The sequence below is a fragment of the Curtobacterium sp. GD1 genome, from assembly GCF_020882855.1.
In the GTDB taxonomy this organism is placed as follows: Bacteria; Actinomycetota; Actinomycetes; order Actinomycetales; family Microbacteriaceae; genus Curtobacterium.
Genome location: NZ_JAFEVQ010000026.1, coordinates 36,680 through 50,422 on the forward strand (window position 1 = coordinate 36,680; position 13,743 = coordinate 50,422).

General features: G+C 72.7%; 12 protein-coding genes. 5 read left to right on the plus strand and 7 right to left on the minus strand.

The features are described from left to right. Window position 1: 1 nt before the first annotated feature. Together JSX79_RS14120 and JSX79_RS14125 are read right to left on the minus strand one after the other, a co-directional pair. Window positions 2-685, minus strand: a complete 684-nt coding sequence (locus JSX79_RS14120) for a response regulator transcription factor (protein ID WP_070416644.1) — start codon at window positions 683-685, stop codon at window positions 2-4. Continuing rightward, on the minus strand, window positions 682-1,911 hold the full coding sequence (locus JSX79_RS14125; RefSeq protein ID WP_229086746.1) for an ATP-binding protein: 1,230 nt from the start codon (window positions 1,909-1,911) through the stop codon (window positions 682-684). Before JSX79_RS14125 ends, JSX79_RS14120 begins: the two co-directional genes overlap by 4 nt. 114 nt (window positions 1,912-2,025) lie before the next feature. Between JSX79_RS14125 and JSX79_RS14130 the strand changes: the two genes are divergently transcribed. The 4 genes from JSX79_RS14130 to JSX79_RS18735 all read left to right on the plus strand — a co-directional run bounded on the left by JSX79_RS14130 (window position 2,026) and on the right by JSX79_RS18735 (window position 6,834). Next, entirely contained in the window at window positions 2,026-3,450 is a 1,425-nt protein-coding gene (locus JSX79_RS14130; protein WP_229086747.1) for a PspC domain-containing protein, read from the plus strand. Between the two features lie 11 nt (window positions 3,451-3,461). Then, window positions 3,462-3,773 carry a hypothetical protein gene (locus tag JSX79_RS14135; protein WP_229086748.1) on the plus strand — a complete coding sequence of 104 codons (312 nt, stop codon included), beginning with the start codon at window positions 3,462-3,464 and terminating at the stop codon, window positions 3,771-3,773. 104 nt (window positions 3,774-3,877) lie between these two features. Next, on the plus strand, window positions 3,878-5,779 hold the full coding sequence (locus tag JSX79_RS14140; RefSeq protein ID WP_374115171.1) for an amino acid transporter: 1,902 nt from the start codon (window positions 3,878-3,880) through the stop codon (window positions 5,777-5,779). Next, window positions 5,776-6,834 (plus strand): EamA family transporter, encoded by a 1,059-nt coding sequence (locus JSX79_RS18735; RefSeq protein ID WP_229086749.1) that lies wholly within the window; start codon window positions 5,776-5,778, stop codon window positions 6,832-6,834. Before JSX79_RS14140 ends, JSX79_RS18735 begins: the two co-directional genes overlap by 4 nt. Window positions 6,835-6,878: 44 nt before the next feature. On the opposite strand, the gene JSX79_RS14150 is transcribed toward JSX79_RS18735, so the two are convergent. Beyond that, a complete protein-coding gene (locus JSX79_RS14150; protein ID WP_229086750.1) occupies window positions 6,879-8,564 on the minus strand; it encodes a long-chain-fatty-acid--CoA ligase in 1,686 nt (561 codons plus the stop codon). A 60-nt stretch (window positions 8,565-8,624) separates the two neighbouring features. On the opposite strand from JSX79_RS14150, the gene JSX79_RS14155 reads away from it, so the two are divergent. Beyond that, complete coding sequence (locus tag JSX79_RS14155; protein ID WP_229086751.1) at window positions 8,625-9,557, plus strand: oxygenase MpaB family protein; 933 nt, start codon at window positions 8,625-8,627, stop codon at window positions 9,555-9,557. Window positions 9,558-9,614: 57 nt separating this feature from the next. Here JSX79_RS14155 and JSX79_RS14160 read toward each other — a convergent pair whose 3' ends face one another. The 4 genes from JSX79_RS14160 to JSX79_RS14175 form a co-directional block, all read right to left on the minus strand. Then, window positions 9,615-10,541, minus strand: a complete 927-nt coding sequence (locus JSX79_RS14160; protein WP_229086753.1) for an aldo/keto reductase — start codon at window positions 10,539-10,541, stop codon at window positions 9,615-9,617. Between the two features lie 110 nt (window positions 10,542-10,651). Further along, window positions 10,652-11,218 carry a TIGR03086 family metal-binding protein gene (locus JSX79_RS14165; protein WP_070416636.1) on the minus strand — a complete coding sequence of 189 codons (567 nt, stop codon included), beginning with the start codon at window positions 11,216-11,218 and terminating at the stop codon, window positions 10,652-10,654. A gap of 579 nt (window positions 11,219-11,797) precedes the next feature. Then, window positions 11,798-12,358 carry a YceI family protein gene (locus tag JSX79_RS14170; protein WP_070416635.1) on the minus strand — a complete coding sequence of 187 codons (561 nt, stop codon included), beginning with the start codon at window positions 12,356-12,358 and terminating at the stop codon, window positions 11,798-11,800. A 129-nt stretch (window positions 12,359-12,487) separates the two neighbouring features. After that, window positions 12,488-13,432, minus strand: coding sequence for a hypothetical protein (locus tag JSX79_RS14175; protein ID WP_229086752.1), 945 nt, complete (start codon window positions 13,430-13,432; stop codon window positions 12,488-12,490). Window positions 13,433-13,743: the final 311 nt, after the last annotated feature.

Below are 13,743 nucleotides of genomic sequence, written 5' to 3' on the forward strand. Positions count from 1 at the left end.
CTCAGAGGAGCTTCCGCTGGAGCGCCCACGCCGTGAGTTCGTGCCGGTTCGACAGCTGCAGCTTCCGCAGGACCTTCGACACGTGCGTCTCCACGGTCTTCACCGAGATGAACAGGTCCGCGGCGACCTCCTTGTAGGCGTACCCGCGGGCGATGAGCCGCATCACCTCCTGCTCGCGCGCGGACAGGCGGTCGAGTTCCGTGTCGACCTGCGCGGTCTCGCCGCTCACCGCGCCGAACGCGTCCAGCACGAAACCGGCCAGCCGCGGCGAGAACACCGCGTCCCCCTCGGCCACGCGGTCGATCGCCTCGGCGACGTCGGCCTCCGACGAGCTCTTGGTGATGTACCCGCGCGCTCCCGCCCGGATCACCCGCACCACGTCGTCCGCCGCGTCCGAGACGCTCAGCGCGAGGAACCGGGTGTCCGGGTGGCCCGGGGCGGCGCGTGCGATCACCTCGGCGCCACCACCGCCCGCACCGCCGGGCAGGTGGACGTCGAGCAGGACGACGCGCGGTCGGGTCGCGGCGACGAGGTCGACGGCCTCGTCGACGGTCGCGGCCTCACCGACGACCAGGAGGCGCGGCGGCAGCCCGGCGCGCACGCCGGCCCGGAAGATGGAGTGGTCGTCCACGATGGCGACGGTGAGCGGTGCGGCCTGCGGCTGCGCGGTGGGGTCGTCGGTCACGGGTGCTCCTCGGTCGGCCGGTCGGGGGCGGTCAGGGGGAGGACCAGACGGACCTCGGTGCCGGTGCGTCCCGGCCCCGGCGCGATCGTCGCGGTGCCACCGATGCGCTGCATCCGGCCGACGATCGATTCGCGGACGCCGTAGCGGCCCTCCGGGACGGCCGCGGGGTCGAAGCCCGGCCCGCGGTCGCCGATGGTGACCTCCACGCGGTCGTGGGCGGTCTCGGCGTACACCCGGACGGTCCCGCCGGCGTGCCGAGCGGCGTTGAGCATCGCCTCGCGGGCGGCCGCGACGATGCCCTCGGGCAGGTCGGCGCGCGCCGGACCGATCGCGATCACCTCGACCTGCGCCGGGTACTCGGTCTCGATCTCGACCGCGGTCGCCCGGAGCTGGGCCCCGAGGTCGGCGGTCGGCTCGGCCTGCTCGGCGAACAGCCACGACCGGAGTTCGCGCTCCTGGGCCCGCGCGAGCCGTGCGGCGTCGGAGCCCGGCTCGGCCCGCTGCTGGATGAGCGCCAGGGTCTGCAGGACGGAGTCGTGCAGGTGCGCCGCGATCTCGGCCCGCTCGACGTCCCGAACGCGGGCGGCGCGCTCCTCGGCGAGGTCGCGGACGAGCCGGACCACCCAGGGCGCGACCACGACGGCGACGCCGAGCAGCACCGCGGTGGCGGCGGTGAGGACCGTCCAGACGTTCGGGTGTGTGCTCGAGGTGAAGAACAGCAGGATGCCGAGCACGACGAGCACGAGCGCGCCGAGGGCCCGGACGACGAGGGCGGAGGACCCCGCGGTGCGGACGTTCCGGAGGGCGTCGAGTTGCCGCCACGCGAGTGCCGCTCCGGTGGCGACGACGATCGCCGGCACGATGAACGCGAGCGGGACGTCGGCGCCGAGCCGTGAGGCGACCATCGCGCCGCCCGCCGTCAGCAGGGCGATGCCGAGCAGGATCTCCACGACCGGCGCCCGGCGCGCGTGCTCGTCCGGCGCGGCCTCGGCCTCCGCTGCGGGACGGGTCAGCACCGCCCGCAGGGACGTCGGCGTCGCCGGACCCTGGCTCGGCGTCGTCGCCCAGAGCCAGGCGTAGAGCAGGACACCGGCCCCGCCGCACACCGCCAGCACCGCGGTCGCGAGCCGCACCGCGCCGACGGGCAGCCCGGTGTGGGCAGCGAACCCACCGCACACGCCTCCGACGACCCGGAGGGCCGGGCGGGACATCGTGGCGGTCGGCATGGGCCAATCCTGGCACCCCGGGTCCGCCGATCGCGGGCTCGGGGGCGGGGATCAGGGGACGATCAGGGTGAACCCCGATGGTGCCGACCGTCGGCGGCCACGATGCTGGTGGCCATGACGCAACAGGACACCGGCGGCCCCGCGTCGGCGACACGGTTCTTCGACTGGATCCGGGGCATCCACGTCACCCGGTCCGACGACCGCTGGCTCGCCGGCGTGTGCGGCGCCGTCGCCGAGCGCACCGGGCTCGACCCGCTCGTGGTGCGGGGCGTCGCGATCGTCGTGGCGCTCCTCGGCGGCCCGGTGTTCCTCGCCTACGCGGCGGGGTGGGCGCTGCTGCCGGACTCGTCCGGACGCATCCACGTCGAGCGGATGGTCCGCGGGGTGCTCGACCCGGCGCTCATCGCCATCGGCGTCCTCGTGGTGCTGACCTTCGTCCCCGCCGTCCAGGGCATCTGGTGGCAGGGCGTTCCGGTGGCGTGGGGGATGCCCGGATGGCTCTCGGCCACGCTCGGGACGGCGTGGACGATCGCCCTCGTGGGGTGCGCGGTGTGGCTCGTGGTGGTGCTGGCGCGCCGGGGCTCGCAGCCGGCGGCCGGCGAGCAGGCGGCGGCCGGTGAGCAGGCGGCGCACGGCGAGCCGGCGGAGCCGGGCACGCGCCGCGACTTCTGGACGAGTGCCGACGACCCCGCGCCGACGCCGTGGGCGGCGACGGGCGCGACGACGGCGGGTGGACCCGACCACGTCGCTCCCGGTGGGTCCGCGGCGGGGGTGAGCAGCGCCTCCTGGCAGTGGGACACGACCTCCGCGGCGGACCGACACCGTCAGCACGCCGAGCGGATGCGCGCGGAACGGCAGCGGCAGGCGGAACGGCGTGCGGAGCGAGCCGAACGGCTCCCCGGTGCCGGGTACGTCGCCGTGAGCCTGGGCCTCGCCCTCGTCGTCGGAGCCGGCGTCGCGGTGTGGGCGCAGCAGACCGACCTGCCCGTGCCGGTGCTCGGGATCGCCGCCGCGGTCGCCGTGCTCGCCGTCGCGACCGTCGTGGCCGGCGTGCGCGGACGGGAGAGCGGTGGCCTCGGGCTGTTCTCGACCATCGGGGTCGTCGCGCTCGTCGTGACGGGGGTGCTGCCGACCGGCACGCAGGTCACGGTCGTCGGCGGGACCACCTGGCGGGTGGACGACGTGCGGCCGGGCACCGAGCGGAACTACGCGATGGTGGTCGGTGGGCCGACGCTGGACCTCCGCGGGCTCGACGAGGCCGACGGTGGCGGAACGGTAAACCTCTGGCTGGGAGCCGGGGGAGCCGAGGTCCAGCTGCCGACCGACGCTCCCGTCCGGGTCCGGGTGAGCGGCATCGGGTACGGCGTCGAGCTCCGTCCGGACGACGACGCGGACGACAGCCTCGGTGGCGCGCTCGGCACGACGACCGTCGAGAACCGGGCAGCGCGATCGGCGGACGCCGCCGAGACCACGACCGTGCACGTGTGGGTCATCGGCGGTGTCGTCGACGTGCCGCGCGCCGTGACCGTCGACCAGTGAGGAACGAGACGATGACGAACGACGAGACCACCCCCGACGACCGGACCACCCCCGACGACCGGACCACACCGGTCGACCCGACCACCCCGACCACCCCGTTCGACGGGGTCCCGGCACCCGCTCGCCGCCCGCGCCGTGCACCCCGCTTCGGCACGGTCTTCTGGGGGGTCGTCCTCCTCGTGTTCGCCGCCGCGATGGCCGTGAGCGCCCTGCCGTGGTTCACCGTCGACCCGATGACGCTCCTGCTCGGGGCCTGCCTGACCGCCGGGGCCCTGCTCGTGGTGGCCGGTGTCGCGGCGGTGATCGCGAGACCACGGCGCTAGGACGGCCTACGATCGTGTCCGTGACCGCGACAGACGCCGAGCGGGCCGCGGAACGCGACGCGACCGAGCCTCCCCTCGACCGAAGCACCCGTGTGCGTCGCTGGATGCTGCACGGGGCCGACCAGGGTGCCTCGCACCAGGGCCCGCACCAGGTCGAGGTGGAGAAGACCCACTCGTGGTGGCGCGTCATGTGCCTCACGGGCGTCGACTACTTCTCGACGCTCGGGTACCAGCCCGCGATCGCCGCGCTCGCCGCCGGGCTCCTGTCGCCGATCGCGACGATCGTGCTCGTGCTCGTCACGCTGTTCGGCGCGCTGCCGGTGTACCGTCGGGTCGCCCAGGACAGCTTCCGGGGCGCCGGCTCGATCATGATGCTCGAGAAGCTCCTGCCCTGGTGGGCCGGCAAGCTCTTCGTGCTCGTGCTGCTCGGGTTCGCGGTGACGGACTTCATGATCACGATGACGCTGTCCGCGGCGGACGCGACGGCGCACATCGCCGAGAACCCCTTCACGCCGCACTGGTTCACCGAGATCCCGGTGCCGCTCACGCTCGCACTGCTGCTCCTGCTCGGGGTGGTGTTCCTCCGCGGCTTCAAGGAGGCGATCGGCATCGCGGTCGCGCTCGTCGCGGTGTACCTGCTGCTCAACGCGGTCGTCGTCGGGGTGTCCCTGTGGCACGTGTTCGAGAACCCGATGGTGGCGAGCGATTGGTGGAGCGGCCTCACCGCGCAGCACAGCAACCCGCTCGTGATGATCGGCATCGCCCTCATCGTCTTCCCGAAGCTCGCGCTGGGCCTCTCCGGCTTCGAGACCGGCGTCGCGGTGATGCCGCAGGTGCGCGGCGACGCGTCCGACGACACGAGCGCCCGACCCGAGGGGCGGATCCGCGGGACGAAGCGCCTGCTCACCGTCGCCGCGGTCATCATGAGCTCGTTCCTCATCACCTCGTCGATCGTCACCACCTTCCTCATCCCGCAGCAGGAGTTCCAGCCGGGCGGCGGCGCGAACGGCCGGGCGCTGGCGTACCTGGCGCACGAGTACCTCGGCGGCGTGTTCGGCTCCGTGTACGACTTCTCGACGGTCGCGATCCTGTGGTTCGCCGGTGCGAGTGCGATGGCGGGTCTGCTCAACCTCGTGCCCCGGTTCCTGCCCCGCTACGGCATGGCGCCGCAGTGGGCGCGGGCGACCCGGCCGCTCGTCATCATCTTCACGCTCATCGCCTTCGTGATCACGATCATCTTCCAGGCGAACGTCGACGCGCAGGGCGGCGCCTACGCCACCGGCGTGCTCGTCCTCATCACGAGCGCCGCGGTCGCGGTGACCCTGTCGGCCCGACGCAAGCAGCAGAAGAAGCGCACGATCGGGTTCGGCATCATCGCCGTGGTCTTCGTGTACACGACCGTCGCGAACGTCATCGAGCGGCCGGACGGCGTCCGCATCGCCGCGATCTTCATCATCGCGATCGTGGTGGTCTCGCTGGTCTCCCGGGTCCGTCGGTCGTTCGAGCTCCGTGCGTCGTCGATCGAGCTCGACGCCACCGCCCGGCAGTTCATCGAGGCCGACGCCGACCAGTTCAGCTCGGTCTGCATCATCGCGAACGAACCGGGTGCCGGCACGGCCGAGGCGTACCGATCGAAGGGGCGCGAGGAACGCCGCGACTCCGGCATCCCCGCCCGCGTGCCGACGATGTTCCTCGAGGTCCTGCCCGCCGACTCCTCCGACTTCGAGGAGGACCTCGTCGTCGAGGGCCACGTCATCCACGGGCACCGCGTGCTCAAGGTCCGGTCGGGCAACGTGCCGAACACGATCGCGTCGACGCTCCTCGCGATCCGGGACATCGCCGGCGTCGTCCCGAGCATCTACTTCGAGTGGAACGAGGGCAGCCCGATCCGCAACGCCATCCGCTTCGTGTTCACCGGCGTCGGTGACGTCGCCCCCGTGACGCGCGAGGTGCTGCGCGAGGCGGAGCCGGACGTGAACCGCCGACCGAGCGTCCACGTGTCGTGACGGGCGGGGCGGACGTGAGCCGCGCCTCCAGGCCCGTCGGTGGACTCGCCGCGGTCCTCGTCGCCGCGGGCGTGTGGGGGACCACCGGCACCGCGACGCACTTCGCGCCCGGAGTCCCCGCGTTCGTGTTCGGGGCCGTGACGTTCGGCCTCGGCGGGATCGTCCTCGCCCTCGGCGCCGGTCGCGGCACGCTCCGCGCGGTCGCCGACCCGGCGAGCCGTCGCTGGGCGCTGCTCGGCGCGGCGTCGCTCGTCGTCTACGCGGTCGCGTTCTACGCGGCCCTCGCCGACGCGGGCGTCGCGCTGGGCACGACGGTGGCCATCGGGTCGTCGCCCGTGTTCGCGGGGCTCGTCGAGTGGGTGGCGGACGGGAGGCGCGTCACGCGCAGGTGGGTCGTCGCCACCCTGGTGAGCGTGGTCGGGATGGTCGTCGTGACGCTCGCGCGGTCCTCCGAGCATGCGGGCGCGTCGGATGGTTCCGATCGGGGCGGGTCGCTCGTGCTCGGGCTCGGGAGTGCGCTGCTCGCCGGTCTGACGTACGCGCTGTACTCGTGGGCGGTCGCGCGGGGCATGCGTGCGGTGTCCGTTCCCGTCGCGCTGCCCGGCGGTGTGTCCGTGGCGGATCGTGCCTCGCTGCTGGCTCGCGCGTCCCTGCCGGCTCGCGCGTCGCTGCCGGGTCGCGCTTCCCCGCCGGCTCGCGCGTCCCTGCCGGGTGAGCGTGGACTCGTCGGTGCGGTGTTCGGGCTCGCGGCGGTCCCGCTCGTGGTGCTCGCCGTCGTGGGCGGGCAGGCGTCGCTCGGGGTCGCGGCGAACTGGCCGGTGTTCCTGTACCTGGCGCTCGTGCCGACGGTGCTCGGGCACTCGCTGTACGCCGTCGGGCTGCGGTCCGTGAGCGCCTCGGTCGCGACGCTGCTGTCGTTGTTCGAGCCCGTCGTGGCCGCGGTGCTCGCCGTGCTCGTGGTGGGGGAGCAGCTCGGTGCCGGCGGCTGGGTCGGCATCGGGCTGGTGGTCGTCGGGCTGGCGGTCCTGGCCGTGCCGGAGCGGACGCGCGCCTAGCGGTGCGGGTGCGCCGCCAGGGGTGCGCAGCCAGGGGTTCGCCGCTACTCGCCGAGGATCTGGTCGCGCACCTTCCGCCGCAGCACCTTGCCGATCATCGAGCGCGGCAGGTCCTCGACCACGACCACCCGGCGGGGCACCTTGTACGCGGCGAGGTGCTCGCGCGACCACGCCCGCAGGGCATCGGCGTCGAACGTCGCGGGGTCCTTCGGCACGACGGCCGCGACGACCTGCTCGTTGCCGGCCTGGGTGATCCCGACGACCGCGACCTCGCGCACGCTCGGGTGCTTGAGCAGGGCGTCCTCGACCTCGGTCGGGGAGACGTTGAACCCGCCGGTGATGATGAGCTCCTTGAGGCGGTCGACGATCCGGACGTACCCGTCGGCGTCGATCGCCACGATGTCACCGGTCCGGTACCAGCCGTCCGGCGTGAAGACCTCGTCGGTGGCCTCGGCCTTGCCCCAGTACCCGCGGAACACCTGGGGCCCGCGGACCTGGAGCTCGCCCGGCTCGTCGGTCCCGAGGACCTTCGTCGGGTCGTCCGGGTCTGCCACCCGCGCCTCGGTCGAGGACAGCGGCAGGCCGATCGACCCGAGACGCCGGGCCGGGGACACCGGGTTCGCGAGCAGGACGGGGGAGCACTCGGACAGGCCGTAGCCCTCGACGAGGTAGCCGCCGGTGCGGGCCTCCCACGGCTCGACGACCTCCTTCGAGAGCGCCATCGCCCCGGAGATGCCGATCTCGATCCCCTCGAGCGAGACCTTCGCGGAGTCCGCCGCGTGCTGCAGCCGCGCGTAGATCGGGGGCACGGCCGGCAGGAAGGTCGGCGGGTGCTTCTTCATCGCGGCGAGCACGAGTGCCGGGTCGAACGTCGGGAACAGCACGAGCCGCGAGGCCATGCTCATCGCGAAGGTCAGGCAGAGCGTCAGGCCGTAGGCGTGGAACATCGGCAGGACCGCGTAGACCACGCTGCCGTCACCGGGCTGGATCTGCGGGACCCACGCCCGGGCCTGTGCGGCGTTCGCGATGAGGTTGCCGTGCGACAGCACCGCACCCTTTGGTACACCCGTCGTGCCGGACGTGTACTGGATCAGGGCGACGTCGTCGGTGGCGGGTCGGGGGTGGCGCTTCGACAGCTTCCGGTTCGACACGAGGTCGTCCCACGGCGTCGTGCCGCGCACCGTGGTGGTCAGCTTCGCCCGGGACTCGCGGGCCTTCGCGACCGGCAGCGACAGCGCGATCCGGGTCCCGCGCGGCATCGCGCGGGTGAGGTCGACCGAGACGATCGCGTCGAGCTTCACGTCCGAGGGGAAGTCCTGCAGCGTCGCCACCGACTTGTCCCAAGCGATCGCGACCTTCGCGCCGTGGTCCTCGAACTGGTGGCGGAGCTCGCGCGGCGTGTACAGCGGGTTGTGCTCGACGACCACGGCGCCGAGGCGGAGCACGGCGTAGAAGGCCACGATGTGCTGCGGGCAGTTCGGCAGCACGATCGCCACCCGGTCGCCGGCGGTCACCCCGAGCTTGCGGAGGCCGTTCGCCGCCCGGAGGATCTGCTCCTCGAGCTCGGCGTACGTCGTCGTCCGCTTGAAGAACTCGAGTGCGACCTTCTTCGGGAAGCGCCTGGCGGACCCCTCCACGATGTCGTACAGGGAGCCGGTCGGCTCGTCGATGTCGTGCGGGACCCCCGGGGCGTACGAGGCAAGCCAGGGACGAGGCGTGTCGATGCTCACGCCGACCAACCTAGCGGGCCACCCGAGCGCGTTGTCAGGGGCACGACGGACGATGGCGTCATGCCCTCTGTCGCCGATGCCTTCCGATCCCGTCTCAACGACACGTTCACCGGTGGTGCGACGGAGCGCCCGGCCTGGATCGACGAGCTCGAACAGGGCACCGACGCCGGGTTCTTCGGGCCCGGCTCCGCCACCTGGTCGGTGCACGGTGGGAAGCAGACGATCCTCGCGGGTGTCCGCGCCCTGCTCGTCCAGGCGCTCCACCCCGGGGCGCTCGCCGGCGTCGCCGACCACTCCCGCTACCGCGAGGACCCGTTCGGCCGCCTCGCCGGCACCATCCGCTGGATCTACACGGTCTCGCACGGCGACACCACGGCGGCCCGGTCCGCGAGCGCCTGGGTCCGGAAGCTCCACGAGCGCGTCCGTGGCGAGTACGTCGACGGCCACGGGGTCACGAGGCCGTACGCCGCGAACGACCCGGACCTCGCCCGGTGGGTGCACCTCGCGTTCACCGACGCCTTCCTCCGCAGTGCGCAGCTGTGGGGCGAACCCATCCCCGGCGGCGCCGACGCCTACGTCCGTGAGTGGGCGATCGCCGGCCGGTTGATGGGCGTCGAGGACGCCCCCGAGTCCGACGCCGAGCTCCGCGCCCAGATGAACGGGTACCTCGACCGCGGGGAACTCGTCGCGACCGCGCGGACGCTCGACGTCGTCCGGTTCATCAAGGACCCGCCGCTCGCACGCCTGCTGCGCCCCGGGTACCGGGCGCTCTTCGACGGCGCGGTCGTCTCCCTCGACCCGCGGCACCGCTCGATGCTCGGGCTGCGGACGCCTGCGGTCGGGCCGGTGGAGTTCCCGGTCCGGCGGACCGCGGGCGTGGTGCTCGACGGCATCGGTGCCGTGCTCGGGCACCAGCCGGGGACGGAGCGCGCGGCGCTCGTGCGGATCGCGCGGCTGGGCGGCGAGCGGCGGATTCCGGACGCGACCGTCTGACGGCCAGGAGGCGCGGTGCCAGCTGGCACCGCGCCTCCCGTCCGTCCGGTGGGTGCGTCAGAAACCGGACGGCACCCGGGGTGTGTACGCGGATTCGAGACGAGTGACCTCGTCGTCCGTGAGCTCGATCGTCGTCGCAGCGACCGCGTCGTCGATGTGGTGCTCCTTCGTCGCGCCGACGATCGGGGCGGAGACCGCGGGCTGCCGCATGACCCACGCGAGGGCGATCTGCGCCATGCTCGCGTCGTGCGCCTCGGCCACCTGCTGCACCGCGTCGACGATCGCGCGGTTGGCGTCCTCGTCCTGTCGGTACAGGGTCTTGCCGAACTCGTCGGTGTCGGCCCTGCTGCCGGAACCCTGCGCGTCCCAGGGGCGGGTGAGCTTGCCGCGGGCGAGCGGGCTCCACGGGATCACGCCGACGCCGGTGTGGGCGCAGAAGGGGTGCATCTCGCGCTCCTCCTCGCGTTCGAGGAGGTTGTACTGGTCCTGCATGCTGACGAACCGCGTCCAGCCGTTCCGTTCCGCGATGCGCTGCATCTCGGCGAACTGCCACGCCCACATGCTGCTCGCGCCGATGTAGCGCGCCTTGCCCGACTTCACGACGTCGTGGAGGGCCTCCATCGTCTCCTCGACCGGGGTGTGCGGGTCGAAGCGGTGGATCTGGTACAGGTCGACGTAGTCCGTGCCGAGGCGGGTCAGCGAGGCGTCGATCTCGTGCATGATCGCCGCCCGCGAGAGCCCTGCGCCGTTGGGGCCCGGGCGCATGCGGTTGAAGACCTTGGTGAAGACCTGGACCTCCTCGCGCGGGGCGAGTTCCTTGAGGAGGGTGCCGGTGATCTCCTCGGAGCTGCCCGCGGAGTAGACGTTCGCGGTGTCGAACGTGGTGATGCCCTGGTCGTAGGCGCGGCGGACGAAGGGGCGGGCCTCGTCGATGCCGACGCTCCACTCGTGGGCGCCCTTGTCGGGGTCGCCGTAGGACATCATGCCGAGGATGACGGAGCTGATCTGGAGGCCGGAGGCGCCGAGGCGGGTGGTCGGGGTTGCCGGGCTTGTCGAGCGGGCGGTTTCGGGGGCTGCCGAGCGGGCTGTTTCGGTCATGCCGCCACCCTGGCATCGCGCCCTGTGACCGCGAGGAGGCGGACCTGCAGCGGTGCGTCCTCGTCGACGTCGACCGGTGCGGCGTAGAGCCCGGTCGCGGCGAGGTCCTCGATCTGTGGCTCGAAGTGCTCCCACACGGCCTGCACGAGTTCGTCCGGCAGGGTCTCGTCGCTGCCGGTCGCCCGCGCGAGGTCCCACGTGTGGATCGTGATGTCGCTGGTCTGCTCGGTGAGGTACTGCCCCGCCGGGACGACGTCCGTGGCGAGGTGCACCGGCGTGTCAGCGGGCGTTCTCTGCCACGCCTCGATGGCTTCGGCCGCGAACTTGGCCCACTCGGCCGCGAGGTCGGAGCCGACCGCTTCGAGATCCGCTTCGGCCTGGGCGTAGTCGCACCCCGTCAGGAGCTTCGGGATCCACCGCTGCTCCTCGACGACGTGTCGGACGAGGTCTCGGGTGGTCCATTCGGAGTCGGGGGTCGACGCGTCCCAGTCCGTGACGGCGGCGACGCGGCGGCCGAACTCGGCTGCCGCGAGTGCCTGCAGCGCGATCCAGTCGGTGGCCATGGTGGTGCTCCTGTTCGTGGGTCCTGCGGGTGCGGAGTGCGGGGTGCTGCGTGTTGGTGGGTGTTCGACGACCGGCCCGAAAGCGGGTTCCCGTGTGTTCCCCTGCAACCTTCCGGCTCGGGTTCCGATTCCCCGCGGCGGTCGCCCGGTGCCGGTCGGCGGACGCTGCGGTCTCACGCTACTGCGCGCGGTCGCCGGGCGAGCGGGCGAAATGCGCGGGGGTGCCACGTCCGTCGGTGCCGAATCCGCCCGATCGGCGCGTGTGGCGCGCGCGACCACGGACGCTGGCGCGCGCGACGGAGTCGATCGCGTGGCGGTCGCGGCGAGCGGGCGGAAGCTGGCGGGTACGTGCCGCGAACCGCGCGTACTCCGCCCGCTCGACGGTGGGACGCGCGAGCGACCGGCCCAGCGAGAAGACCACGCGCGCCCCGCACCCCCCAGCCCCCCAGCAACGACGAACGGCCCGACTCCGTGGGGGAGGAGCCAGGCCGTTCGCTTCGGGTACTGCAGTGTGGTGCGGTTCGATGTCCCTCAGGTCACGCGCAACGCGATGACCTTCGGGTCAGGAGAGACGAGGTGTCAGGCCGCCTGGAGGACGAACTGCACGTCGAGGTTGATCGTCACGTCGTTGCCGAGCGTGAAGCCACCGGCCTCGAGCGCAGCGTTCCAGTTCACGCCGAACTCGGTGCGGTCGATCTTGGTCGTGGCCTCGGCGCCGAACTTGACCTGGCCGTAGCCGTCGGTCGTGAAGCCGCCGAGCTCGGCCTTGAGGACGACCGGCTTGGTGACGCCACGCAGGGTCAGGTCGCCGGCGATGTGCAGGTCGTCGCCCTTGGCCTCGATGCTCGTCGAGCGGAAGGTGAGCTGCGGGTGCTCCTCGGTGAGGAAGAAGTCGCTCGTCTTGAGGTGCTGGTCGCGCTGCTCCTGGCCGGTGTTGATCGACGCGACGTCGATGTTCGCCTCGACGGTCGACTCGAGCGGGTTCTCGGCGGTGACGACGGTGGCGTCGAAGGTCTCGAACTTGCCCTTGACCTTGCTGATCGCGAGGTGGCGGACCGAGAACGTGACCTCGGAGTGGGTGGGGTCGATCTTCCAGGTACCGGTCTGGTAGCCGGGGATGGTCGAGGCGGTGAGCGTCATGGTGACTCCTTCGAAGCGTGTGGACTGCGTTCCCGAGCAGGCGTCGGGCGGAACCACGATTCCATGCGCCTGCATCGAAGTTGATGCTAGCCCATTCTGCACGTGTTTGGTTGAAGCGTCAACCAATGTTCACCTCGATGACGCTGGACGGCGTGTCGGACGTGGGTCGTGCCTCCCGGTCGACACGCCGTCGAGGAGGCGACGGACGCGCGCCACGAGCGCCTCGATCGCCGGTCCCACGTCGTCCGCGGTGGCGCGCAGCAGCCACCAGCCGGCGTCCTTCAGGTGTTCACCCCGCGTGATGTCCTTGCGGAACGTGCGATCGTCGGTGCGGTGGAGGTCGCTCTCGTACTCGATCGCGACACGGGCGTCCGGGTAGGCGAGATCGACGCACGCGACCCACCGGCCGTCCACCACGACGTCGTGGTTCAGGGCCGGTTGTGGCAGACCGCGCCGCGTGAGGGCGAGTCGGAGCCGGGTCTCGCCGGGCGAACGTGACCCTGGGCGCATCTCGGCGAGGGCTGCTCGGACGCGACGGATGCCCCTCGCTCCGCGGTAGCGGCGAGCCGCAGCGACCAGTTCGGCGTGGTCGCACCAGCCGAGCCAGCCGATGATCGCGTCGCCGACCACGATGAGTTCGTCACGGCTCAGGAGGGTCGCGAGCGCGACGAACGTGTCCGCTGGGTGGGTCAGCGCCGCGGTGCCCGAGTGGACCACCTGGAGTCTGCCGCGGCGGGCGCGGTGCCCGATCGTCCCGCGGACACGGAGCGCCTGGTCCGTCCCGATCGTCGTCACGTGGACGCGGGGATCGCGCTCGAGCCGGCGCGGGAGCGGGAAGCCGAGGATCGCTGCGGCGGTCGTGTGGCTGAACGCCTGGTCCGGGCGCAGGCGCGGCTGCACCGCTCGTGCGCGCTCGTCGTGCGTCTGCGGACGGGTCCAGGCGCGGATGCCGTGGAACGGGCGGAGGAACGCTCGTGATCGGAGTCGGCCGACGCTGACGCCGCGGTGCAGGGCTTCGCGCACGCGGAACGGTCGGCCGCGGAGGGCCATCGGGAAGGTCGCGTCGACGTGCATGCGGCCAGCGTGGCCGCCGGTGGCACCGTGCGAGTGGCGCCCGCCCTGATCTGTGGACGGCTGGTGCGAGCGGCCATCTGTGGACGGATGGCCGGCTCGAGGGCGGCTCGGGAGGCGCGGCGCGAGCGGGCGAAATGGCCCCGGTCCCAGCGCGGTCCCGTGGGTATACCGCCCGCTCGCGCATCCCCGCCCGCTCGCGCATCCGAAGGGCTCGGGAGGCGCGGCGCGAGCGGGCGAAATGGCCCCGGTCCCGGCGTGGTCCCGTGGGTATACCGCCCGCTCGCGCACCCCGCCCCCGCGCCGCCCCGCAC

What these genes read in the sequence shown, in the direction of transcription:
- JSX79_RS14125 (WP_229086746.1), bottom strand. Translation starts at nt 1,911, where the DNA reads ATGCCGACCGCCACGATGTCCCGCCCGGCCCTCCGGGTCGTCGGAGGC.
- JSX79_RS14130 (WP_229086747.1), top strand. Translation starts at nt 2,026, where the DNA reads ATGACGCAACAGGACACCGGCGGCCCCGCGTCGGCGACACGGTTCTTC.
- JSX79_RS14135 (WP_229086748.1), top strand. Translation starts at nt 3,462, where the DNA reads ATGACGAACGACGAGACCACCCCCGACGACCGGACCACCCCCGACGAC.
- JSX79_RS14140 (WP_374115171.1), top strand. Translation starts at nt 3,878, where the DNA reads ATGCTGCACGGGGCCGACCAGGGTGCCTCGCACCAGGGCCCGCACCAG.
- JSX79_RS14155 (WP_229086751.1), top strand. Translation starts at nt 8,625, where the DNA reads ATGCCCTCTGTCGCCGATGCCTTCCGATCCCGTCTCAACGACACGTTC.
- JSX79_RS14160 (WP_229086753.1), bottom strand. Translation starts at nt 10,541, where the DNA reads ATGATGTCCTACGGCGACCCCGACAAGGGCGCCCACGAGTGGAGCGTC.
- JSX79_RS14165 (WP_070416636.1), bottom strand. Translation starts at nt 11,218, where the DNA reads ATGGCCACCGACTGGATCGCGCTGCAGGCACTCGCGGCAGCCGAGTTC.
- JSX79_RS14170 (WP_070416635.1), bottom strand. Translation starts at nt 12,358, where the DNA reads ATGACGCTCACCGCCTCGACCATCCCCGGCTACCAGACCGGTACCTGG.
- JSX79_RS14175 (WP_229086752.1), bottom strand. Translation starts at nt 13,432, where the DNA reads ATGCACGTCGACGCGACCTTCCCGATGGCCCTCCGCGGCCGACCGTTC.